At 61.2% G+C, this 22,383-nt stretch carries 20 protein-coding genes; 16 read left to right on the top strand and 4 right to left on the bottom strand.

Annotation, left to right across the window (positions count from 1 at the left end):
• Positions 1 to 58: 58 nt before the first annotated feature.
• On the bottom strand, positions 59 to 466 hold the full coding sequence (locus FBY12_RS24925) for a PA2817 family protein (RefSeq protein ID WP_121731916.1): 408 nt from the start codon (positions 464 to 466) through the stop codon (positions 59 to 61).
• A 65-nt stretch (positions 467 to 531) separates the two neighbouring features.
• On the bottom strand, positions 532 to 2,979 hold the full coding sequence (locus tag FBY12_RS24920) for an acyl-CoA dehydrogenase (RefSeq protein WP_145256852.1): 2,448 nt from the start codon (positions 2,977 to 2,979) through the stop codon (positions 532 to 534).
• A gap of 249 nt (positions 2,980 to 3,228) precedes the next feature.
• On the opposite strand from FBY12_RS24920, the gene FBY12_RS24915 reads away from it, so the two are divergent.
• The 4 genes from FBY12_RS24915 (at position 3,229) to FBY12_RS24900 (ending at position 6,408) form a co-directional block, all read left to right on the top strand.
• Positions 3,229 to 3,900: a transglutaminase family protein gene (locus tag FBY12_RS24915; protein WP_145256849.1), complete on the top strand. Its 672-nt coding sequence runs from the start codon at positions 3,229 to 3,231 to the stop codon at positions 3,898 to 3,900.
• A gap of 43 nt (positions 3,901 to 3,943) precedes the next feature.
• Positions 3,944 to 4,567 carry a glutathione S-transferase family protein gene (locus FBY12_RS24910; RefSeq protein WP_145256846.1) on the top strand — a complete coding sequence of 208 codons (624 nt, stop codon included), beginning with the start codon at positions 3,944 to 3,946 and terminating at the stop codon, positions 4,565 to 4,567.
• A gap of 132 nt (positions 4,568 to 4,699) precedes the next feature.
• A complete protein-coding gene (locus tag FBY12_RS24905) occupies positions 4,700 to 5,632 on the top strand; it encodes an ABC transporter ATP-binding protein (RefSeq protein ID WP_145256843.1) in 933 nt (310 codons plus the stop codon).
• The gene (locus tag FBY12_RS24900) at positions 5,629 to 6,408 is read left to right on the top strand and encodes an ABC transporter permease (protein ID WP_121731921.1); all 780 of its coding nucleotides are present in this window, start codon (positions 5,629 to 5,631) and stop codon (positions 6,406 to 6,408) included. Before FBY12_RS24905 ends, FBY12_RS24900 begins: the two co-directional genes overlap by 4 nt.
• A gap of 150 nt (positions 6,409 to 6,558) precedes the next feature.
• Here FBY12_RS24900 and FBY12_RS24895 read toward each other — a convergent pair whose 3' ends face one another.
• Positions 6,559 to 7,077 carry a DUF2062 domain-containing protein gene (locus tag FBY12_RS24895; RefSeq protein WP_145256840.1) on the bottom strand — a complete coding sequence of 173 codons (519 nt, stop codon included), beginning with the start codon at positions 7,075 to 7,077 and terminating at the stop codon, positions 6,559 to 6,561.
• Between the two features lie 136 nt (positions 7,078 to 7,213).
• On the opposite strand from FBY12_RS24895, the gene FBY12_RS24890 reads away from it, so the two are divergent.
• The 12 genes from FBY12_RS24890 (at position 7,214) to FBY12_RS24835 (ending at position 18,704) form a co-directional block, all read left to right on the top strand.
• On the top strand, positions 7,214 to 9,460 hold the full coding sequence (locus FBY12_RS24890) for a DNA internalization-related competence protein ComEC/Rec2 (RefSeq protein ID WP_145256837.1): 2,247 nt from the start codon (positions 7,214 to 7,216) through the stop codon (positions 9,458 to 9,460).
• Between the two features lie 98 nt (positions 9,461 to 9,558).
• Positions 9,559 to 10,194: a MotA/TolQ/ExbB proton channel family protein gene (locus tag FBY12_RS24885; protein WP_167370441.1), complete on the top strand. Its 636-nt coding sequence runs from the start codon at positions 9,559 to 9,561 to the stop codon at positions 10,192 to 10,194.
• Positions 10,191 to 10,622, top strand: coding sequence for a biopolymer transporter ExbD (locus FBY12_RS24880; protein WP_092279234.1), 432 nt, complete (start codon positions 10,191 to 10,193; stop codon positions 10,620 to 10,622). The genes FBY12_RS24885 and FBY12_RS24880 overlap by 4 nt, the downstream gene beginning before the upstream one ends.
• The gene (gene lpxK, locus FBY12_RS24875) at positions 10,622 to 11,632 is read left to right on the top strand and encodes a tetraacyldisaccharide 4'-kinase (RefSeq protein ID WP_145256834.1); all 1,011 of its coding nucleotides are present in this window, start codon (positions 10,622 to 10,624) and stop codon (positions 11,630 to 11,632) included. Before FBY12_RS24880 ends, lpxK begins: the two co-directional genes overlap by 1 nt.
• A gap of 25 nt (positions 11,633 to 11,657) precedes the next feature.
• On the top strand, positions 11,658 to 11,843 hold the full coding sequence (locus FBY12_RS24870) for a Trm112 family protein (protein WP_007945752.1): 186 nt from the start codon (positions 11,658 to 11,660) through the stop codon (positions 11,841 to 11,843).
• The gene (kdsB, locus tag FBY12_RS24865; RefSeq protein ID WP_145256831.1) at positions 11,840 to 12,604 is read left to right on the top strand and encodes a 3-deoxy-manno-octulosonate cytidylyltransferase; all 765 of its coding nucleotides are present in this window, start codon (positions 11,840 to 11,842) and stop codon (positions 12,602 to 12,604) included. Before FBY12_RS24870 ends, kdsB begins: the two co-directional genes overlap by 4 nt.
• Complete coding sequence (locus FBY12_RS24860) at positions 12,604 to 13,068, top strand: low molecular weight protein-tyrosine-phosphatase (protein WP_145256829.1); 465 nt, start codon at positions 12,604 to 12,606, stop codon at positions 13,066 to 13,068. Before kdsB ends, FBY12_RS24860 begins: the two co-directional genes overlap by 1 nt.
• Complete coding sequence (gene murB / locus FBY12_RS24855; RefSeq protein ID WP_145256826.1) at positions 13,065 to 14,084, top strand: UDP-N-acetylmuramate dehydrogenase; 1,020 nt, start codon at positions 13,065 to 13,067, stop codon at positions 14,082 to 14,084. The genes FBY12_RS24860 and murB overlap by 4 nt, the downstream gene beginning before the upstream one ends.
• A gap of 255 nt (positions 14,085 to 14,339) precedes the next feature.
• On the top strand, positions 14,340 to 14,810 hold the full coding sequence (locus FBY12_RS24850; RefSeq protein WP_121731930.1) for a (2Fe-2S)-binding protein: 471 nt from the start codon (positions 14,340 to 14,342) through the stop codon (positions 14,808 to 14,810).
• Positions 14,807 to 17,134, top strand: a complete 2,328-nt coding sequence (locus tag FBY12_RS24845) for a xanthine dehydrogenase family protein molybdopterin-binding subunit (RefSeq protein WP_145256822.1) — start codon at positions 14,807 to 14,809, stop codon at positions 17,132 to 17,134. The genes FBY12_RS24850 and FBY12_RS24845 overlap by 4 nt, the downstream gene beginning before the upstream one ends.
• Positions 17,134 to 18,117, top strand: a complete 984-nt coding sequence (locus FBY12_RS24840) for an XdhC family protein (protein WP_145256819.1) — start codon at positions 17,134 to 17,136, stop codon at positions 18,115 to 18,117. The genes FBY12_RS24845 and FBY12_RS24840 overlap by 1 nt, the downstream gene beginning before the upstream one ends.
• Positions 18,114 to 18,704 carry an NTP transferase domain-containing protein gene (locus FBY12_RS24835; protein WP_145256816.1) on the top strand — a complete coding sequence of 197 codons (591 nt, stop codon included), beginning with the start codon at positions 18,114 to 18,116 and terminating at the stop codon, positions 18,702 to 18,704. Before FBY12_RS24840 ends, FBY12_RS24835 begins: the two co-directional genes overlap by 4 nt.
• A gap of 176 nt (positions 18,705 to 18,880) precedes the next feature.
• Here the strand turns inward: FBY12_RS24835 and rne are convergent, their stop codons facing one another.
• Entirely contained in the window at positions 18,881 to 22,249 is a 3,369-nt protein-coding gene (gene rne / locus FBY12_RS24830) for a ribonuclease E (RefSeq protein WP_145256813.1), read from the bottom strand.
• Positions 22,250 to 22,383 lie beyond the last annotated feature (134 nt).

The raw sequence follows: 22,383 nt of genomic DNA, 5'->3' as shown, positions 1-22,383 counted from the left end.
GCCACAAAAAAAGGCCCGCATGTTGTCCATGCGGGCCTTTTGCATTGCTGATCCGGGATCAGTGCTTGCTGTCGTCGTTCGACATCGCCAGCAGCTGTTTTTCCTGATTCCAGTCAAACGGTTCATCGTTCTGCTCAGCTTCGAAACGACGTTCTTCCAGAGCCTGATACAGATTGATTTCATCGTCAGGCATGTAATGCAAGCAATCGCCGGCGAAGTACCAGAGCAGGTCGCGCGGTACCAGGTGGGCGATTTGCGGATAACGGGTGATTACCTGGCAGAGAATGTCCTGACCCAGATATTGGCTTTCGATCGGATCGACCGGCAGCGACTCACGCAATTCGTCGAAACGCTCCATGAACAGGGCGTGGCTTTCATCAGGAACCTGTTCGGCCTCACCGACGGCGACCAGGATGCTGCGCAAGTGGTCAAGCAAGACGAGATGGTCGGCAACGACATTGGACACGAGATAAGTCCTCAAGAGCAAAACGGGCGCGGGAGTATAAAGCTCCCGCACCGGTTTTTACAGGATCAGCGGACCTTTCCGTCGGCCAGCGCCAGTTCTTCCTTGTCGAAGTCATCGACATCAATGACTTTGCGGCGCGCCAGTTCGGCATCACGCAGGGTCTGCGCCTCTGCCGGTTGCAACACGCCGACCTCCAGTGCGGCATCAATCGCGTGTTCGCCGGCAGTCGGTTTGACCTGACCGCTCTTGAGCGCGACGTGCAGCTTTTTGTGCAACGGCTGCGCGCTGTTCAGCAGATTGCACGCATGTTGCAGCGCGCCAACCGCGTCATCAGCCGACTGCGGACGGTAGCAACCGCCGAGCAACTCTTCGAGGGTTGGATCGCCCTTGGCCCGGCCAATCACCGCAGCCACTTCGGCACCGAGTTTGTCCGATGGACCTTTGTGGCGACGGCCGAACGGGAACACGATGACCCGCAGCAGGCAACCCAGGATCTTGTTCGGGAAGTTGCTCAACAGTTCGTCCAACGCCCGCTCGGACTGACCGAGGCTTTCTTCCATCGCCCAGTTGAACAATGGCGCCATGTGGTCCGGCGAGTCCAGATCGTGATAACGCTTGAGGGCGGCGGAGGCGAGGTACATGTTGCTGAGCACATCGCCCAGACGCGCCGACAGACGTTCGCGACGTTTCAGTTCGCCGCCCAGCAGCATCATGCTGAGGTCGGCGAGCATGGCGAATGCGGCAGCCTGACGGTTGAGCGCGCGGAAGTAACCCTGGCTCAGCTTGTTGCCCGGCGCGTGTTCGAAGTGGCCGAAACCGAGGTTCAACACCAGCGTGCTGGCAGCGTTGCTGACCGCAAAACCGATGTGCTGGAGCAGCAGACCGTCGAATTCCTTGAGTGCCTGATCCTTGTCTTCACGACCGGCCAGCGCCATTTCCTTGAGTACGAATGGATGGCAGCGAATCGCGCCTTGGCCGAAGATCATCAGGTTGCGCGAAAGGATGTTCGCGCCTTCCACGGTGATGAAGATCGGCGCGCCATTCCAGCTGCGGCCCAGATAGTTGTTCGGCCCCATGATGATTGCTTTGCCGCCGTGCACGTCCATCGCGTGGCTGATGCACTCGCGGCCGCGTTCGGTCAGGTGATATTTGAGGATCGCCGACAACACCGATGGTTTCTCGCCCAAATCCACAGCGTTGGCGGTCAGCATGCGCGCGGCGTCCATCATCCAGGCGTTGCCGCCGATGCGCGCCATGGCTTCCTGGATACCTTCGAATGCCGACAGCGGCACGTTGAACTGTTCACGTACTTGCGCGTATTGGCCAGTGACCAGACTGGTGAACTTGGCGGCGCCAGTGCCCACGGCCGGCAGGGAAATGGAACGCCCGACCGACAGGCAGTTCATCAGCATCATCCAGCCTTTGCCGAGCATTTCCTGGCCGCCGATGAGGAATTCCAGCGGAATGAACACGTCTTTGCCGGAGTTCGGGCCGTTCATGAACGCCGCGCCGAGCGGCAGGTGACGACGGCCGATTTCGACGCCAGGGGTTTCGGTGGGGATCAGCGCGAGGCTGATGCCGAGGTCTTCCTTGTCACCCAGCAAGTGATCCGGGTCATAAGCCTTGAACGCCAGACCAAGCAGGGTGGCGACAGGGCCGAGGGTGATGTAGCGTTTTTCCCAGTTCAGGCGCAGGCCCAGGGTTTCCTGACCTTCCCATTCACCTTTGCAGATGATCCCGGTGTCGGGCATCGCGCCCGCGTCGGAGCCGGCCAGCGGCCCGGTCAGTGCGAAACATGGGATGTCATCGCCACGCGCCAGACGTGGCAGGTAATGGTTGCGTTGTTCGTCGGTGCCGTAATGCAGCAGCAGTTCGGCAGGGCCCAGCGAGTTCGGGACCATGACGGTGGAGGCGAGGTCGCCGCTGCGGGTCGCCAGTTTCATTGCGACCTGAGAGTGGGCGTACGCGGAGAAGCCTTTGCCGCCGAATTCCTTGGGAATGATCAGCGCAAAGAAGCCGTTTTCCTTGATGTGCGTCCAGGCTTCGAGCGGCAGGTCCATGTCCTGGCCGATCTGCCAATCGCTGACCATCGCGCAGAGTTCTTCGGTCGGGCCATCAATGAAGGCCTGTTCTTCTTCGGTCAGTTGGACTTTTGGATAGGCCAGCAACTTGTCCCAGTCCGGACGACCGCTGAACAGTTCGCCGTCCCACCACACGGTGCCGGCATCGATGGCGTCGCGTTCGGTTTGCGACATCGGCGGCAGGGTTTTCTGAAACCAGCTGAACAGCGGCGCGCTGAAGTATTTGCGGCGCAGGTCGGGCAGCAACAGAGGCGCCGCCACCGCAGCGATCAGCACCCAGAGAATCAGCAACAGCCAACCCGGTGCATGGCTGAAGGCGCCCATCGCCAACACGTAAACAGCCACAATGCCCAACGCCGGCAGCGGGGCGACGCGGCGGTGAGCCAAATAGGCGACTCCGACGATCAGAACCAGTATCCACAACAACAGCATATTTAATCCTCCGTGACACCAGGGCAAAACCAACCTTCAGAGCTTAGACGGCATCCGCAAAACAGTGTGGTCAGACCGATGTGATTGATATCGTGGGAAACCTTGGACGGGTTTTGTAAGAACTGTGGGCAACAGCCCTGGGAAAACGTTCGCGGGGGTAGCGGCAAAGCGCCCATGTTTGGCCGAAACGTCGTTATCTCTGTGCTGAAGGTGTCGCTAGACTCGAGGCTCCCCCAGGAGATCGCCCTCATGCACGAGTATTTGAATCCCGGCCGCTTCATCGATAGTGACCACCGCGCAGTGGTGGAGTTCGCCGAAAAGCATCGTGGGGTCAGTCGCGATCCCGTGCAGCAGGCGATCAATCTGTATTACGCGGTGCGTGAGGCCGTGCGCTACAACCCCTACACCTTCAGCCGCGACCCAGACACCTTGCGTGGCAGTTACGCACTCGCGGCCGGCGAAAGTTACTGCGTGCCCAAAGCGACTTTGTTGGCGGCATGTGCCCGGCATTGTGGGATCGCCGCGCGTATTGGACTGGCGGACGTGCGCAATCACCTGTCGACGCCGCGTTTGCTGGAATTGCTCAAGAGCGATGTGTTCGCCATGCACGGTTACACCGAGTTGTTTTTGAACGGGCGCTGGGTCAAAGCGACGCCGGCGTTCAATCAGGGTTTGTGCGAATTGTTCAATGTCGCGCCGCTGGAATTCGACGGCGAGCACGACAGCGTTTTCCATCCGTTCAACCGCGACGGCGAGCTGTTGATGGAGTACCTGGTGGACCACGGCCAGTTCGCTGACGTGCCTGAGACATTCTTTTTCCAACACCTGAAAAAGTGCTATCCGCACCTCTTCGGCGACCATCTGCCCGCGCTTTTGGGTGACATGCGTGGCGACATGCAGGGTGATTTGAGTCGGGCCTGATCCGGCGTATGCTGCCTGCGCATTCATCCATAAAGAGGCGGTCATGCTGAAGATCTGGGGTCGGAAAAACTCGTCGAATGTGCGCAAACCACTGTGGGCCGCCGAAGAACTCGGCCTCGCCTACGAAGCCATCGATGCCGGTGGTGCGTTCGGGGTCGTCGACACGCCGCAGTACCGGGCGATGAATCCGAATGGGCGGGTGCCGGTGATTGAGGACGACGGTTTTGTCCTGTGGGAATCCAATGCCATCGTGCGTTACCTGATGGCCAAACACGCCAGCAACACGACGTGGTATCCGCAGGATGTTCAGGCGCGCGCGACCGCTGACAAATGGATGGACTGGACCACTTCAAGTTTCGCCGGCCCGTTCCGCACAGTGTTCTGGGGTGTGTTGCGCACGCCGAAAGATCAGCAGGACTGGCCCGCCATCCATGCGGCGATCAAGGAATGCGAAGGCTTGCTGTCGATGGCCGATCAGGCATTGACGAACCAACCGTACCTGTCCGGCGCCGAAATCGGCATGGGCGACATTCCGCTGGGCAGTTTCATTTATGCCTGGTTCGAGATGCCCATCGAGCGCGCGCCGCAGCCGCATCTCGAAGGCTGGTATGCGCGGTTGAAACAGCGTCCGGCGTATCAGAAGGCGGTCATGACCGCGTTGACTTAATACTCACTATCGACACACTTGACTGTACTTGTGCGACGGCGACACGCACCATTGCGCTCCTGCGCCGCGGTTGTTTTCGTCGCCGCCCGCCCTTATTTATTCCTTTCTTCCCTTCTTGGTGCGTAATCAGATATGAGTTCCGCTCTGTCCATCCGGCAGCTAACCAAAACCTACGGCAACGGTTTCCAGGCCTTGAGTGGTATCGATCTGGACGTCGCCGAAGGTGACTTTTTTGCTTTGCTCGGCCCTAACGGCGCTGGCAAATCCACCACCATTGGCATTCTCTCGACCCTGGTCAACAAAACCAGCGGCACGGTGAATATCTTCGGCCACGACCTGGACAAGAACCCTGCGCAACTCAAGCGCTCGATTGGCGTGGTGCCGCAGGAATTCAACTTCAATCAGTTCGAAAAGACCTTCGATATTGTCGTGACCCAGGCCGGTTATTACGGCATCCCATCGAAAATCGCCAAGGAACGCGCCGAGCAATACCTGACTCAGCTCGGTCTCTGGGACAAACGTGATACGCCATCGCGCTCGCTGTCGGGCGGGATGAAACGGCGTTTGATGATTGCGCGCGCGCTGGTTCACGAACCGCGTCTGCTGATCCTCGACGAACCGACGGCGGGCGTGGACATCGAACTGCGTCGTTCGATGTGGACCTTCCTCACCGAACTGAATCAAAAAGGCATCACCATCATCCTCACCACGCATTACCTGGAAGAGGCTGAGCAGTTGTGCCGCAACATCGGGATCATCGACCACGGCACTATCGTCGAAAACACCAGCATGAAAACGCTGCTCGGCCAGTTGCACGTGGAAACCTTCCTGCTCGACATCAAGAACACCTTGACCACACCGCCGCAGTTGCTCGGTTACCCGACCAAGCTGATCGATGGCCATACGCTTGAAGTGCAGGTCGACAAAGCCATGGGCATCACCGCGCTGTTCACCCAGTTGGCGCATCAGAGCATCGAAGTGCTGAGCTTGCGCAACAAAACCAATCGCCTCGAGGAGTTGTTCGTGTCCCTGGTGGAGAAAAATCTGTCGAAGGTGGCGGTATGAGTTCCGAGCTGCAGCCCAACCTCGTTGCCCTCAATACCATCGTTTACCGTGAGGTCCGGCGCTTTACCCGGATCTGGCCGCAGACGCTGCTGCCGCCGGCGATCACCATGGTTCTGTACTTTGTGATCTTCGGTAACCTGATCGGCAAGCAGATCGGGGGCATGGGTGGCTTCACTTACATGGAGTACATCGTGCCGGGGCTGATCATGATGTCGGTGATCACCAACTCCTACGGCAACGTGGTGTCGAGTTTCTTCGGCAGCAAGTTCCAGCGTTCCATCGAGGAATTGATGGTCTCGCCGGTGTCGCCGCACACGATTCTGATCGGCTACACCTTGGGCGGCGTGCTGCGCGGTTTGATGGTCGGGGTCATCGTGACGCTGCTGTCATTGTTCTTCACCGATTTGCAGGTGCATCACCTCGGCGTGACCATTCTGGTGGTGGTGCTGACCGCGACGATTTTCTCGTTGCTGGGCTTCATCAACGCTGTGTTTGCGCGCAACTTCGATGATATTTCGATCATCCCGACGTTCGTGCTGACGCCTCTGACTTATCTGGGCGGGGTGTTCTACTCGATTTCGCTGCTGCCGCCGTTCTGGCAAACCGTGTCACTGGCCAACCCGGTGCTGCACATGGTCAACGCCTTCCGTTACGGCATCCTTGGCGTGTCGGACATCAAGATCAGCGTGGCGATTACCTTCATGATCGTGGCGACCGTGGTGCTGTACGTCGCTTGCGCGCGGTTGCTGGTGAGTGGGCGCGGCATGCGCACCTGATCTGCGACCGAGTCGTCTGCTTCGCGGGCAAGCCTCGCTCCTACAGGGGGGCAAACGCTGAACCTGTGGGAGCCGAGCTTGCTCGCGATGGCGTCAGCGCAAACACCGCATAAAAAAACGGCCTCCCATTAAAAGGAGGCCGTTTTGCATTCAACCCATTCTCTTCTTCTTGCGCCGCCGCCACTGCCGCGCCACCCACCAACGCCAATACATCATGGTCAGGCAATAGGCGAGGGCGCCAAGCACCAATCCCACCACCACCGAACCCAGCAAAAACGGCTGCCACAACGTCGAGAGTTGGCCGCTGATCCATTCCCAGGTCAGCTCATCCGGCAGATGTCGGGCCGGCACATCCATCAGCCAAGCGCCGGTCTGATAGGTGCAAAAGAACACCGCTGGCATGGTGATCGGATTGGTCAGCCAAACCAGGCTCACCGCAATCGGCATGTTGCCGCGCACCATGATCGCCAGCACCGCAGCGACAATCATTTGCAGGGGAACCGGCAGGAACGCGGCAAACAGACCTACCGCCATCGCCCGGGCCACCGAGTGTCGATTGAGGTGCCAGAGGTTGGGGTCATGCAGCAGAGTGCCGAGAAAGCGTAAGGATTTGTGTTCCCTGATGCTGGTCGGGTCTGGCATGTAGCGTTTGAATAAGCGCCGGGGCATAAGGCTTCTCGGTCGGTTCAGGCCGCAAGTATGTCTGGATTCTATAAGTGGCCCATTCAGACTTTGTGACAATTAATAACCATGCACCTGCATAAAGCCGACTAAGCCTAGGGAGGAACCTCTCAAGGACGGGCTTATGCGCACATGGATAGTGGCGCTGGCGCTCGGATTATTAGCGTTGCGTTTTTTACCGGAATTACCGCCGGTCTGGTTGTGGCTGTTGTTGCCGGTGGTGGCGTTGATGCTGCTGCCGTTTCGCACGTATCCGTTGGCATTCTTGCTGTTTGGTTTTAGCTGGGCCTGTGGTTTTGCGCAAACGGCGCTGGATGATCGGCTGCCCGCGAAGCTGGATGGCGAAACGCGCTGGGTCGGAGGGCGAATCACAGGGTTGCCGCAAAACAGCGAAACGGTGGTGCGTTTCGAACTGGCCGACGCGCGCTCGCGCCACGCCGCAGTGCCGTCGCTGATGCGCCTGGCGTGGTACGGCGGGCCACCGGTCAACAGCGGCGAACGCTGGCGGCTGGCGGTGAAAATGAAGCGCCCGGTGGGTCTGCTCAATCCGCACGCGTTCGATTACGACGCCTGGTTACTGGCCCAAGGCATCGGCGCGACGGGCAGCGTCAAGGACGGCCAACGCTTGGCGCCCGCGCGTTGGGCGTGGCGCGACGGCATCCGCCAGCGCTTGCTCAACGTCGATGCGCAGGGCCGCGCCGGGGCGCTGGCGGCACTGGTACTGGGCGATGGCGCCGGTTTGAGCCGCGAAGACTGGCAAGTGTTGCAGGACACCGGCACCGTCCACCTGTTGGTGATTTCCGGGCAACACATCGGGTTACTGGCGGGCACGGTGTACTTGTTGATCGCTTTGCTCGCCCGTTACGGCATGTGGCCGGGGCGAATCCCGTGGTTGCCGTGGGCGTGTGGCTTGGCGTTCGCCGCCGCGCTCGGTTACGGACTGCTGGCCGGTTTCGACGTGCCGGTGCGCCGCGCCTGCGTGATGATTGGCCTGGTGCTGTTGTGGCGATTGCGCTTTCGTCATCTCGGCGCGTGGTGGCCGCTGTCGCTGGCGCTCGGTGGAGTGTTATTGCTCAACCCGCTGGCGAGCCTGCAACCAGGTTTCTGGTTGTCGTTCACGGCGGTCGCGGTGTTGATCTTCACTTTCGGCGGGCGACTGGGCCCGTGGCGTTGGTGGCAAACCTGGACTCGCGCGCAATGGTTGATCGCGATTGGCCTGTGCCCGGTGCTGCTGTTATTGGGATTGCCCATCAGTGTCAGCGGGCCGCTGGTCAATCTGCTCGCGGTGCCGTGGATCAGTCTGGTGGTATTGCCGCCAGCCTTGTTGGGGACGTTACTGCTGCCAGTGCCGGTGGTCGGTGAAGGCTTGCTGTGGCTGGCCGGCGGGCTGATCGACCTGATGTTCAAAGGCCTCGGATTGGTCGCCAATCAACTGCCCGCGTGGGTGCCGGTGGCGGTGCCGTTATGGATTGGTGTGCTCGGTGGGTTGGGCGCGTTCCTGCTCTTGATGCCGCGTGGCGTGCCGATGCGCGCGCTAGGCTGGCCGCTGCTGCTGTTGCTGGTGTTTCCGCCGCGCGATGAAGTGCCCGAGGGCCGTGCCGACGTCTGGCAATTCGATGTCGGCCAGGGTCTGGCGATTCTGGTGCGCACCCGGCATCACGCGTTGCTCTACGACGCCGGCCCGCGCGTCGGCGATTTCGACCTCGGCGAGCGCGTGGTGCTGCCGGCATTGCGCAAACTCGGGGTGAAGCAACTCGATGTGATGTTGCTCAGCCATGCCGACGCCGATCATGCCGGCGGCGCGCGCTCGGTCGCCAACGGGCTGGCGGTGGCGCGCGTGCTCAGCGGCGATCCTCAAGGCTTGCCCGGCGAATTGCTGGCCGAGGATTGCGAAAGTGGCCGGCAATGGACGTGGGACGGCGTGACATTCCAGCTCTGGCAATGGTCAGCGGCGAGCGAAAGCAATCAAAAATCCTGCGTGCTGCAGATTGAGGCCAACGGCGAACGTTTGCTGCTGACCGGCGATATTGACCGCCACGCCGAGCGCGCGCTGCTCGACAGCCCGTTGGCAGTCAGCACCGATTGGCTGGCGGCGCCGCACCACGGCAGTCGCAGTTCTTCGTCGATGGCGCTGCTCAGCGCGCTGCAACCCAAAGCCGTGCTGATCTCGCGCGGGCATGGCAATTCCTTTGGTCATCCGCATCCCACGGTGCTGGCGCGCTATCGCAAACGCGGCTTGCGCATCTATGACAGTGCCGAGCACGGCGCCATCCGTCTGCAACTCTGCAGCTACGAAGCACCGCAGACGATGCGTCAACAACGGCGCTTCTGGCGTGATTCGCCAACGGTTGACCACGGGGGCAATAAATAGCCATGAGCTATCACGGCCAGACGGGATGCGACATGACAGTCTTCGGTGCGCCGAACCCCTATGTTAGAGTGGCGCACTTTTTCGAGGGGACTGTCACTGTGTGGGAATTGGTTAAATCCGGCGGCTGGATGATGATTCCGATCATTCTGAGTTCCATCGCGGCAATGGCAATCGTTGCTGAACGTCTGTGGACCCTGCGCGCCAGTCGCGTGACCCCGGAGCACTTGCTCGGGCAGGTCTGGGTCTGGATCAAGGACAAACAGCTCAATAAAGAGAAACTCAAGGAACTGCGCGCCAACTCGCCGTTGGGCGAAATCCTCGCGGCCGGCCTGGCCAACTCCAAGCATGGTCGCGAGATCATGAAAGAGTGCATCGAAGAAGCCGCCGCTCGGGTGATTCACGAGCTGGAGCGCTACATCAATGCGCTCGGCACAATCGCCGCCATGGCCCCGCTGCTCGGGTTGCTCGGGACGGTGCTGGGCATGATCGATATTTTCAGCGCGTTCATGGGCACGGGCATGACCACCAACGCTGCGGTGCTCGCCGGGGGGATCTCGAAAGCGTTGATCACCACGGCGGCGGGCCTGATGGTCGGTATTCCGTCGGTGTTCTTCCACCGTTTCCTGCAACGGCGCATCGATGAACTGGTGGTCGGCATGGAGCAGGAAGCGATCAAGCTGGTCGAGGTGGTGCAGGGCGACCGTGACGTCGATCTGGCTGAGGGCAAAGCGTGAAATTCCGCCGCAAGCAACGGGAGAATGTCGACATCAACCTCGCGTCGCTGATCGACGTGGTGTTCATTTTGCTGCTGTTTTTTGTCGTGACCACCACGTTTACCCGCGAGACCCAGTTGCGCGTCGAACTGCCGGAAGCGGTCAGCGGCTCCCCGGCCGAAGATCAGCAGCTCAAGCAACTCGACGTGGCGATCAGCGCCGAAGGCGTGTTTTCGGTAAACAACCAATTGCTGCCGAAAAATGATCTGGCGACGTTGATGGACGCCTTGCGCAAGGAATCCAATGGCGACACCAACTTGCCGTTGTCCATCAGCGCCGACGGCAAGGCCCAGCATCAGTCCGTCATCATCGCCATGGACGCCGCCGGGAAGCTCGGTTTCAGCCATTTGCGCATGACCACCGTCGAGGCGGCGCCGCCCGCACCCTGATGGCCATGTCTGATCGTTTGCTCGCCGCGTGGTATGCCGGTCATCCGGCGCTGAAGCTGCTGCAGCCGCTGGAATGGCTGTACCGGCGCATTGTGGTCGGCAAGCGCCAGCGGTTCCTGGCCGGCGAGGGCGAAATCTACCAACCGCCGGTGCCGTTGATTGTCGTCGGCAACATCACAGTCGGTGGCACCGGCAAGACACCGTTGATTCTGTGGATGATCGAGCATTGCCAACGCAGCGGTTTGCGCGTCGGCGTGGTCAGTCGCGGTTATGGCGCCAAGCCGCCGCAACTGCCGTGGCGTGTCGAAGCGGAGCAGAGCGCGGCGATTGCCGGTGATGAGCCGTTGCTGATCGTCCAGCGCACCGGCGTGCCGTTGATGATCGACCCCAACCGCAGCAACGCGGTCAAGGCATTGCTGGCCAGCGAAGCGCTGGACCTGATTCTGTCCGACGACGGCATGCAGCATTACCGCTTGGCCCGCGACCTTGAACTGGTGCTGATCGACGCCGCGCGCGGCTTGGGCAATCAGCGTTGCCTGCCCGCCGGGCCGTTGCGCGAGCCGGTCGAGCGCTTGCAAAGCGTCGATGCCGTGCTGTTCAACGGCGCCGCCGAAGACCGCGACGACGGTTTTGCCTTTCAGTTGCAACCGACCGCGCTGGTCAACCTGCACAGCGGCGAACGCCGGCCGCTCGATCACTTTCCTGCCGGTCAGGCGCTGCACGCAGTGGCCGGGATCGGCAATCCGCAGCGTTTCTTCAATACCCTCGAAACGCTACACTGGCGGCCACTGCCGCATGCCTTTGCCGACCACGCCGAGTACAGCGTGCAGGCGTTGAATTTCATCCCGTCATTGCCGTTGGTGATGACCGAAAAGGACGCGGTGAAGTGCCGCGCCTTTGCTGCCGCCGACTGGTGGTACCTGGCGGTCGATGCTGCGCCGTCGCCGGCCTTTGTGGCCTGGTTTGATACGCAGCTGATGCGTCTGTTGCCGAATCGTCTTTTGCCTTAATTACGTCTTTATCCAGGGAACGCTCATGGACACCAAATTGCTCGATATCCTCGCTTGCCCGGTCTGCAAAGGCCCACTCAAGCTCAGCGCCGACAAGACCGAGCTGATCAGCAAAGGCGCAGGCCTGGCGTACCCGATCCGCGACGGCATTCCGGTGATGCTCGAAACCGAAGCCCGCACCCTGACCACCGACGAGCGCCTGGATAAATGACCACAGCCTTTACCGTTGTCATTCCATCGCGCTACGCCTCGACCCGCCTGCCGGGCAAACCGCTGCTGCTGATCGCCGGCAAACCGATGATCCAGCACGTCTGGGAACAGGCGAGCAAAAGCAGCGCCCAGCGCGTGGTGGTTGCCACTGACGATGCGCGGATTGTCGAGGCCTGCAAAGGCTTCGGCGCTGAGGTGGTGCTGACCCGCGAAGATCACAATTCCGGCACCGACCGTCTGGCCGAAGTTGCGACGAAGCTGGGCTTGGCCGCAGACGCGATCGTGGTCAACGTGCAGGGCGACGAGCCGCTGATTCCGCCGAGCGTGATCGACCAGGTGGCCGCCAACCTCGCCGCCTACACCGAAGCGCGCATGGCCACGTTGGCCGAGCCGATCGAAGACGTCGAAACCCTGTTCAACCCCAACGTGGTCAAGGTCGTCAGCGACCTGAATGGTCTGGCGCTGACCTTCAGCCGTGCCACGTTGCCGTGGGCGCGCGACGCGTTCGCCAAAACCCGCGAGCAGATGCCGGAAGGTGTGCCGTATCGCCGTCACATCGGCATCTACGCCTATCGCGCCGGTTTCCTGCATGACTTCGTCAGCTGGGGCCCGTGCTGGCTGGAAAACACCGAATCTCTGGAGCAACTGCGCGCCTTGTGGCACGGCGTGCGCATCCACGTTGCCGATGCGTTGATCGCGCCGCCGACCGGCGTCGATACCGTCGAAGACCTTGAGCGCGTTCGTCGCTTGCTGGAGGCCTGATGCGGGTTCTGTTTGTCTGCCTCGGCAACATTTGCCGCTCGCCCACCGCTGAGGGCGTGCTGCGCCACAAACTGCGCGAAGCGGGGCTGGCCGGGCAGATCGAAGTGGCTTCGGCCGGCACCGGTGACTGGCATGTCGGCAACGCGCCGGACAAGCGCAGTCAAGCGGCGGCCAAGTTGCGCGGTTACGACTTGTCGGCGCAACGCGCGCAGCAAGTCAGCCGCGCCGATTTCTCCAGTTACGATTTGATCCTGGCGATGGACAACAGCAACCTGCGCAACCTCAAGGCCTTGCAACCGGCCAAGGGCAAAGCCGAGCTGGACCTGTTCCTGCGCCGTTATGAATCCGAAATCGATGAAGTGCCGGATCCGTATTACGACGGCGACCAAGGCTTCGAGTACGTGCTGGATCTGATCGAACGTGCCAGTGATCGGCTGGTGATCGAGTTAAAAGGACGGTTATGAGTTTGCAGGTACAACCCCGGGTTTCGCTCAAGCCGTTCAACAGTTTTGGCGTCGACGTTGAGGCGCAGCTGTTTGCCGAAGCGCACAGCGACGCCGATGTTCGTGACGCGCTGGCCTATGCCGCCACGCACGCAGTGCCGCTGTTGGTGATCGGTGGCGGCAGCAATTTGCTCCTGACCGCCGATATTCAGGCGCTGGTGCTGCGCATGGCCACGCGCGGCATTCGTGTGTTGAGCGATGACGGCAGCCAAGTGGTGATCGAGGCCGAGGCCGGTGAGCCTTGGCATCCGTTTGTGCAACACACGCTGGCGGCGGGGTTGTCCGGGCTGGAGAATCTCAGCCTGATCCCCGGCACTGTCGGCGCCGCGCCGATGCAAAACATTGGCGCTTACGGCGTCGAGATCAAAGACGTGTTCGCCGGCCTCACTGCGCTGGATCGGCAGACCGGCGAGCTGCGCGATTTCACCCTGCAGGACTGCAATTTCGCTTACCGCGACAGCGTGTTCAAACAGCAGCCGGGCCGCTGGTTGATTCTGCGGGTGCGCTTTACTTTGAGCCGCGCTGCGCACTTGCATCTGGAATACGGCCCGGTGCGTCAACGCCTGACCGAGCAGGGCATCGATCAGCCGACGCCGACTGATGTCAGCCAGGCGATTTGCAGCATCCGCAGCGAAAAACTCCCGGACCCGGCGGTGCTCGGCAATGCCGGCAGTTTCTTCAAAAACCCGTTGGTGCCGGCGTCGCTGGTTGCGCAACTGAAGGTCGAATACCCGGATTTGGTGGCGTACGCGCAAGCCGACGGGCAGATGAAACTGGCCGCCGGTTGGCTGATCGAGAAGGCTGGCTGGAAAGGTTTCCGCGACGCTGATGCCGGCGTGCACAAATTGCAGGCGCTGGTGCTGGTCAACTACGGCAGCGCGACCGGGCTGCAACTGCTGGAACTGGCGCAACGCATCCAGCAAGACATTTCGCAGCGATTCGGTGTGGAGCTGGAAATGGAGCCTAATCGTTATTGAGGCTACGCTTTCAAGATCGAATTCGAAGCCCTGCACACTTCAAATGTGCAGGGCTTTTTTGTTAACGCTGGGTTAACTTAGCCACCTAACGATGCAACCATTTGTTTCACCCATTTATTTAACGACAGGCCCGACGCAGACGCATCCGTCCACGTAAGAGAGCCGATTAGCCTGAGCCGATCTGTTGCACCCACCGCCATCCCCCGGCGGCAGATTGCTCGACCCCATGACCAAACCAACTATGCGGGCGTGCCCATGATTACCCTGAAACTCAATGGCGAAGACCATCAACTCGACGTCACCGAAGACATGCCGCTGCTCTGGGCGATTCGCGATGTCGCCGGTTACAACGGCACCAAGTTCGGCTGCGGCATGGGCCTGTGCGGCGCCTGCACCATCCACATTGACGGGCTGCCGGCGCGCAGCTGCATCACGCCGATTGGCTCGGTGATCGGCCAGGACGTGCGCACCATCGATAACCTGCACGCCGATCCGGTCGGGCAAGTCGTCCAGCAAGCCTGGCTCGACACCGCCGTGGCCCAGTGCGGTTTCTGCCAGGGCGGGCAAATCATGTCCGCCACCGCGCTGCTCAAGACCAACCCGAATCCCAGCGACGAGCAGATTGAAGAAGCAATGGTCGGCAACATTTGCCGTTGCGGCACTTACAACCGGATCAAGACTGCGATCCGCCAGGCCTCGACTCATCTGAAGGAGGCCAAGGCATGAGCCAGCTGCCGAAAGATTTTGCCCTGAGCAATCTGAGCAATCTGAGCCGTCGCGGCTTTCTCAAAGGCGTCGGCGCCACCAGTGCGCTGGTGGTCGCGGCGAGTTGGGGGTTGCCCGATGCTTTCGCTGAGGAGAAAGACAAGAAGTTCGGCGCCGAAGGCATGCCCAACGGCTGGATCGACGATCCGAAGGTCTACGTCAGCATCGCCACTGACGGCACGGTCACCGTGGTCTGCAACCGCTCGGAAATGGGCCAGGGCGTGCGCACCAGTCTGAGCATGGTTGTCGCCGATGAACTCGACGCCGATTGGGCGCGCGTTAAAGTGCAACAGGCGCCGGGCGACGAAGTGCGTTTCGGCAACCAGGACACCGACGGCTCGCGCAGCATGCGTCACTGGTACGAACCGATGCGTCGCTGCGGTGCCGCCGCGCGAGCCATGCTCGAACAAGCCGCCGCTGATCAGTGGAAAGTCCCGGTCGGCGAATGCCGCGCGCAATTGCACAAAGTCGTGCACCAACCGAGCAAACGTGAACTCGGTTACGGCGAATTGGCCGCTGCCGCAGGTGCGCTGGCCGTACCGGCGCGCGACAGCCTGCGGCTCAAACAGCCGTCAGAGTTTCGCTATATCGGCAAGGAAGGTGTGCGCGCCATCGACGGCGACGACATCGTCAACGGCCGCGCAATCTACGGCGCCGACGTGCATTTCGAGGGCATGCTTTACGCCACGATTGCTCGGCCGGCCGTGTACGGCGGCAAGGTCAAATCGGTGGATGACAGCGCCGCGCTGAAAGTCCCCGGCGTGATAAAAGTCTTGCAGATCGAAGGTCGTCCGTTGCCATCGGAATTTCAGCCATTGGGCGGCGTGGCCGTGGTGGCGAGCAACACCTGGGCGGCGATCAAGGGCCGCGAGGCGCTGAAAATCGAGTGGGACGACGGCCCGAATGCCAGTTACGACTCGATTGCCTATCGCAAGGAACTGGAAGCCGCTTCGCTGAAACCCGGCAAAGTGGTGCGCAATACCGGCGACATCGACAAAGCCTTGAGCGGCGCCAATACGTTGGAAGCGTCCTACTATTTGCCGCATCTGGCGCAGGCGCCGATGGAGCCGATGGTCGCCATCGCCCGCTTCAAGGACGGCGTGATCGAAGCCTGGGCGCCAAGCCAGGCACCGCAAGTCACCCGCGAGCGGATCGGCGAACGCCTTGGTGTGCCGTTCGATAACGTCACGTTCAACGTGACATTGCTCGGTGGTGGTTTCGGGCGTAAGTCGAAACCGGATTTTGTGGTTGAAGCGGCGATTCTGGCCAAGGAATTCCCCGGTAAAGCAGTGCGCGTGCAATGGACGCGTGAAGACGATATCCATTGTTCGTACTTCCACACCGTGTCGGCTGAATACCTGAAAGCCAGTCTGGACAAGGACGGCATGCCGTCGGGTTGGTTGCACCGCACCGTGGCGCCGAGTATTACCGCGCTGTTTGCGCCGGGCATGAACCACGAAGCAGCGTTCGAATTGGGCATGGGTTTCACCAACATGGCGTACGCGATTCCCAACGTGCGCCTGGAAAACCCGGAAGCGACCGTGCGCACGCGGGTCGGCTGGTATCGCTCGGTGTCGAACATTCCTCACGGTTTCGCGATTCAGACCTTTGTTGATGAATTGGCCCACAAGGCTGGGCAGGATCCGCTGAAGTATCAGCTGAAGTTGCTCGGCCCGGATCGCAAGATTGATCCGCGCACCTTGAGTGAAGAGTGGAATTACGGCGAATCCCCGGAGCGTTATCCAATCGATACCGCGCGCATGCGCACCGTGCTGGAAACCGCAGCCAAGGCTGCCGGTTGGGGTCGGCAATTGCCCAAGGGCCGAGGCTTGGGGCTGGCGGTGCATTACAGCTTCGTCACCTACGTGGCGGCGGTGATTGAAGTCGAGGTCAAGGACGATGGCACGTTGATCGTGCACAAGGCTGACATTGCGGTGGATTGCGGTCCGCAGATCAACCCCGAGCGCATCCGTTCGCAGTTCGAAGGCGCTTGCGTGATGGGCCTCGGCAACGCGGTGCTCGGCGAGATCAGCTTCAAGGACGGCAAGGTCCAGCAGGACAACTTCCACATGTATGAAGTGGCGCGCATGTCGCTCGCACCGAAGGAAGTCGCGATACATCTGGTTACGCCACCGGGTGAGGTGCCATTGGGCGGCGTCGGCGAACCGGGCGTGCCGCCGATTGCCCCGGCATTGTGTAACGCGATCTTTGCCGCGACCGGCAAACGCATTCGTGACTTGCCGGTGCGTTATCAGTTGCAGGGCTGGCAGAAGGCTGAAGCCTGATGGACAGCGTCGATCTGAACGTCTTGCGCAGCGTCCTCGAATGGCGCCGCGCCGGTCAGCGCGTGATGTTGTACAGCGTGGTCCAGACCTGGGGCACCGCGCCCCGGGCACCTGGCGCGATGCTGGCGTTGCGCGAGGACGGCGTGGTGATCGGCTCAGTGTCCGGCGGTTGCGTCGAGGACGACCTGATTGCGCGGTTGCACGACGGGCGGATCCCGCCTGACGGGCCGCCGGTGCAGTTGATCACCTACGGCGTTACCCGCGAGGAGGCCGCGCGGTTCGGGTTGCCTTGCGGCGGCACGTTGCGCCTGACCGAGGAACGCGTCGGCGATCCGGCGTGGGTCGCCGAATTGCTGGCGCGTTGTGAAGACCATGAAATCGTCGCGCGTCTGCTGGATATTTCCAGCGGCGCAGTGCTGCTGGAGCCCGCGAGCAAGACCGATGCGCTGAGTTTCGACGGCAATACGTTGCGCGCGATCTACGGGCCACGCTGGCGTCTGCTGCTGATCGGTGCGGGGCAGTTGTCGCGTTATGTTGCGGAGATGGCGCGGCTGCTGGATTTCGAAGTGCTGATCTGCGATCCGCGCACCGAGTTCGTCTACGGCTGGGAAGAACAGCACGGCCGATTTGTCACGGGCATGCCCGACGAAGCGGTGCTGAACATTCAGACCGACGAGCGCACGGCCATTGTCGCGCTGACCCACGATCCACGTCTGGATGACATGGCGCTGCTGACGGCGCTCGATTCGAAGGCGTTTTACGTGGGGGCGCTGGGTTCGCGGGTCAACAGTCAGAAACGCCGCGACAACCTGGCTCAGCTGGGCTTGTCAGCACAGGCCATCGAGCGGCTGCACGGCCCGATCGGCCTGCACATCGGCAGCCACACTCCGGCGGAAATCGCTTTGTCGCTGCTGGCCGAAATTGTCGCGATCAAAAACGGCGTCGAGCTGAAACAGAAGAAGCCGTTGCGGGAGGACGTATGAGTGAGCCGATTGGCGTGATCGTGCTGGCGGCGGGGCAGGGCAGTCGGTTTCGCCAGGTTGCCGGTGCTGATAAAGACAAATTGCTCGCTGATTGCACCGGTCGCGATGGCGCCGTGCGTTCGGTGATCGAGCAAGTGCTGGTGAGTTTGCCGGCATCGCTGCACAAGCGTGTGCTGGTGACCACCGAGGATCGCCCGCAGGTGATTCGCATGGCGCAGGCTTACGGCTTCGACATTGTGCTGATCGAATCGACCGGCATGGGCGACAGCATCGCTGCCGGCGTGGCGGCGTGTGCCGAACTTGATGGTTGGTTGATCGTGCTCGGGGATATGCCGTTTATCTTGCCTTCGAGTGTTGAGCGGGTGGTGACGGGGATGGCCGAGGATTGCATCAGCGTCGCGGTGCATGAGGGCGACCCTGGACACCCGGTGGGATTTGGGCGGCGCTTCGGTCCCGAGTTGATGAAGTTGTCAGGGGATCGCGGGGCCAAGCCGTTGTTCGCGCAGGCGCGGGTGGTGGAAGTGGCGGTGGATGATCCCGGTGTGTTGTGGGATGTGGATGTGCCGCAGAGGTTGGTCTTCCAGTAGTTCTGCCGCACCTCCATTGTGGGAGCGAGCTTGCTCGCGATAGCGGTTAAATATTCAACATTGATGCAAGCTGACTCACCGCCATCGCGAGCAAGCTTGCTCCCACAGAGATTGTGGTGAACATAAAAAAAGCCCCGCCTGGATCACCAGGCGGGGCTTTTTAATGGCCGATGGAATCAGACGAGGGGTTTAGGCTCGTGTTCTTTTTCCAGGGCTTGCTCGTGTTGCTGTACCGCGTCTTGAACGGAGCGTGGCGCTTCGTCGATAGCGGCTTCAACTGTGCCAGCAGCAGGCGCTTCAGCAGTCGGGGTAGGGGCTGCCTCGGCAACTTCAGCAGCGGCCGGAGCAGCAGAAGCAGCCTGTTCGGCTTCTTTCTGCAGACGCTCGGCTTCACGCTTGCGGCGACGCACTTCACGTGGGTCGTTCGGCGCGCGGCCGTTTTCAGTCAGGGCGCTGACCGGAGCAGCTTCGACAACCGGTGCAGCCACTTCGGCAACAACCGGTGCTTCAACCACTGGAGCAGGCCCGGCGGCAGCAACCACTGGCTCGGCGACTGGCGCTTCAAACGACGGCGCTTTGAATGCCGGAGCTTGAATTACTGGAGCTTCGTTTACTGGGGCTTCGTTTACCGGAGCTTCAACCGACGGAGCTTCAATCGACGGAGCTTCAACCGACGAAGCTTCCACTGCCGCAGCTTCAGCGACTGGCGCTGGGGCTTCGACGGTTGGCTCAGCGGCTACTGGCTCGGAGACCCAGTTGAACGCGGTTTGCTCTTCACGCACTTCGCGAACGGCTTCGGTGACTGTTTCGGTCGATGTTTCCGGAGTTGCCTGATGGGCAGCTTCGGCGACAAAAGCAGGCTCGGCAGCAGCTTGAACTTCAGGCTGTGCCTGACGAACCGGCGCGACTTCGATTTCCGGCGATGCCGTGGCTTCTACCGGAGTAGTCGCTTCAACAACCGGCGCTTCTACCGGAGCAGTTTCCTGCACGGCGGCGGTGGCGCGTTCGGCTTGCTCGTTGGCCTGAGCTTCGGCCGGAGCGCTGATCACGCTGCTGGCGACGGCTGCAGTAACGGCCAGGCCGGCGGCCAGATCACCAGCGCTTGGTGCCTGGTTGTTGTCGTTGCCTTCGCTGCCTTCGGCGGACTCGGATTCTTCCGAACCTTCGATCACGTTGCCGTTGGCATCGCGTTGACGCTCGCGACGGTTGCTGCGACGACGCTGGCCACGGGAGCGGCGGCGTGGACGATCGCCTTCGGCGTTGTCCTGACCGTCTTCCTGCAGTTGCTCTTCGTTGGTCAGCTCTTCTTCAGCAACGGCGGCGACAGCTTGCTCGGCACGGGGTTGACGCTCTTCACGCGGTTGGCGTGGCGCGCGTTCTTCACGTGGCTGGCGCGCTGGACGCTCTTCCGCTGTGGTCGCGGTGGCAACAGTGCCAGTAGCGGCTGCGGCAGCAGTCGGAGCGGCGTCGAGTGGTTCACGCAGTTCACGGACGCGTTCTTCACGATCACCGCCGCGAGGCTTGCGGTCTTCGCGAGGTGCGCGCGGTGCACGTTCTTCACGAGGGGCGCGCGGTGCGCGTTCTTCGCGAGCAACGGCCGGAGTTGCAGTTTCTTCACGGGCTTCGCGTGGTTGACGCTCTTCGCGTGGCTCACGTGGTGCGCGTTCTTCACGCGGTGCACGGTCCTCGCGAGGTTTGCGTTCTTCATCGCGGCGACCGTTACGGTTGCGGCTCTGCTGACGACCGTTGCGGCGCTCTTCGTTACGCGCTGGACGCTCGGTGGTCGCTGGTTTTTCAACAACTACCGGAGCGGCTGGCTCTTCTTTGGTCGCGAACAGGCTGACCAGCGATTTCACCAGGCCTTTGAACAGGCTTGGTTCTGGCACGGCAACCGGTGCTGCGACAGGCGCAGGGGCGGCGACTTCAGTCGGCACTGGCGCGTTGGCGCGGGCCGGCGCAGTTTTCACCGCGGCTTCCTGGCGAACCAGAGTGCGGGTCGCAGCGGCTGGCTGGACTTCTTCGACTTCGGCAGCGGCAGCAGCGATTTCGTAGCTGGACTGATTGATGTGCGCTTCCGGGCTGTCATCACGCAGACGCTGAACTTCGAAGTGCGGCGTTTCGAGGTGATCATTCGGCAGAATGACGATGCGGGCACGGGTGCGCAGTTCGATCTTGGTGATCGAGTTGCGTTTTTCGTTGAGCAGGAACGCGGCCACCGGGATCGGCACTTGTGCGCGAACTTCGGCGGTGCGGTCTTTCAGGGCTTCTTCTTCGATCAGGCGCAGGATCGCCAGCGACAGCGATTCAACGTCACGGATGATGCCGGTGCCGTTGCAACGCGGGCAGACGATGCCGCTGCTTTCGCCGAGCGATGGACGCAGGCGTTGGCGGGACATTTCCAGCAGGCCGAAGCGCGAGATGCGACCGACTTGCACGCGAGCGCGGTCGGCTTCCAGGCATTCGCGGACTTTCTCTTCCACGGCGCGCTGGTTCTTGGCAGGGGTCATGTCGATGAAGTCGATGACGATCAGGCCGCCAATGTCGCGCAAGCGCAACTGACGGGCGATTTCTTCGGCGGCTTCAAGGTTGGTCTGCAGGGCGGTTTCTTCGATGTCGCTGCCTTTGGTGGCGCGCGCCGAGTTGATGTCGATGGACACCAGGGCTTCGGTCGGATCGATAACGATGGAGCCGCCGGAAGGCAGTTCGACAACGCGCTGGAAGGCGGTTTCGATCTGGCTTTCGATCTGGAAACGGTTGAACAGCGGAACGCTGTCTTCGTACAGCTTGATCTTGCTCGCGTACTGCGGCATCACCTGGCGGATGAAGGTCAGGGCTTCGTCCTGGGCTTCAACGCTGTCGATCAGCACTTCGCCGATGTCCTGGCGCAGGTAATCGCGGATGGCGCGGATGATCACGTTGCTTTCCTGATAGATCAGGAATGGCGCGGAGCGATCCAGCGAGGCTTCTTTGATGGCGGTCCAGAGTTGCAGCAGGTAATCGAGGTCCCACTGCATTTCTTCGCTGCTGCGGCCCAGGCCGGCAGTGCGCACGATCAGACCCATGTCGGCTGGAGCAACCAGGCCGTTCAGGGCTTCACGCAGTTCGTTGCGCTCTTCACCTTCGATGCGACGGGAGATACCGCCGGCACGCGGGTTGTTCGGCATCAGCACGAGATAACGACCGGCCAGGCTGATGAACGTGGTCAGGGCTGCGCCCTTGTTGCCGCGTTCTTCTTTTTCGACCTGAACGATGACTTCCTGGCCTTCGGTCAGGACGTCCTTAATGTTGACGCGGCCTTCGGGGGCTTTCTTGAAGTATTCGCGGGAGATTTCTTTGAGGGGCAGGAAGCCGTGGCGCTCAGAGCCGAAATCGACAAAGGCAGCCTCAAGGCTTGGTTCGATGCGAGTAATCCGGCCTTTATAGATGTTGGCCTTCTTCTGCTCGCGTGCACCGGATTCGATGTCCAGGTCGTAGAGGCGTTGGCCATCTACCAGTGCAACACGCAACTCTTCGGGTTGAGTTGCGTTAATCAGCATTCTTTTCATGTAGTACCGTCGGTTTCCGGGCTGCCGGAAACGGCGTTCGGCACACACGACTTCTCACGGTCGGTGTCAGGTGCGTCGGGAGTGGTTGGCCATTCCCGTGTCCAGCGACTGCGGCCAATTGGGCCGTTATCGCG

The organism is Pseudomonas sp. SJZ131 (assembly GCF_007828705.1).
Lineage (GTDB): Bacteria > Pseudomonadota > Gammaproteobacteria > Pseudomonadales > Pseudomonadaceae > Aquipseudomonas > Aquipseudomonas prosekii.
The sequence above is the reverse complement of the archived record's forward strand: the minus strand, read 5'-3'. Positions and strand labels throughout refer to the sequence as shown.

Coding starts and splice junctions, on each gene's coding strand:
- FBY12_RS24920 (WP_145256852.1), bottom strand. CDS start 2,979: ATGCTGTTGTTGTGGATACTGGTTCTGATCGTCGGAGTCGCCTATTTG.
- FBY12_RS24915 (WP_145256849.1), top strand. CDS start 3,229: ATGCACGAGTATTTGAATCCCGGCCGCTTCATCGATAGTGACCACCGC.
- FBY12_RS24910 (WP_145256846.1), top strand. CDS start 3,944: ATGCTGAAGATCTGGGGTCGGAAAAACTCGTCGAATGTGCGCAAACCA.
- FBY12_RS24905 (WP_145256843.1), top strand. CDS start 4,700: ATGAGTTCCGCTCTGTCCATCCGGCAGCTAACCAAAACCTACGGCAAC.
- FBY12_RS24900 (WP_121731921.1), top strand. CDS start 5,629: ATGAGTTCCGAGCTGCAGCCCAACCTCGTTGCCCTCAATACCATCGTT.
- FBY12_RS24895 (WP_145256840.1), bottom strand. CDS start 7,077: ATGCCCCGGCGCTTATTCAAACGCTACATGCCAGACCCGACCAGCATC.
- FBY12_RS24890 (WP_145256837.1), top strand. CDS start 7,214: ATGCGCACATGGATAGTGGCGCTGGCGCTCGGATTATTAGCGTTGCGT.
- lpxK (WP_145256834.1), top strand. CDS start 10,622: ATGGCCATGTCTGATCGTTTGCTCGCCGCGTGGTATGCCGGTCATCCG.
- FBY12_RS24870 (WP_007945752.1), top strand. CDS start 11,658: ATGGACACCAAATTGCTCGATATCCTCGCTTGCCCGGTCTGCAAAGGC.
- kdsB (WP_145256831.1), top strand. CDS start 11,840: ATGACCACAGCCTTTACCGTTGTCATTCCATCGCGCTACGCCTCGACC.
- FBY12_RS24860 (WP_145256829.1), top strand. CDS start 12,604: ATGCGGGTTCTGTTTGTCTGCCTCGGCAACATTTGCCGCTCGCCCACC.
- murB (WP_145256826.1), top strand. CDS start 13,065: ATGAGTTTGCAGGTACAACCCCGGGTTTCGCTCAAGCCGTTCAACAGT.
- FBY12_RS24850 (WP_121731930.1), top strand. CDS start 14,340: ATGATTACCCTGAAACTCAATGGCGAAGACCATCAACTCGACGTCACC.
- FBY12_RS24845 (WP_145256822.1), top strand. CDS start 14,807: ATGAGCCAGCTGCCGAAAGATTTTGCCCTGAGCAATCTGAGCAATCTG.
- FBY12_RS24840 (WP_145256819.1), top strand. CDS start 17,134: ATGGACAGCGTCGATCTGAACGTCTTGCGCAGCGTCCTCGAATGGCGC.
- FBY12_RS24835 (WP_145256816.1), top strand. CDS start 18,114: ATGAGTGAGCCGATTGGCGTGATCGTGCTGGCGGCGGGGCAGGGCAGT.
- rne (WP_145256813.1), bottom strand. CDS start 22,249: ATGAAAAGAATGCTGATTAACGCAACTCAACCCGAAGAGTTGCGTGTT.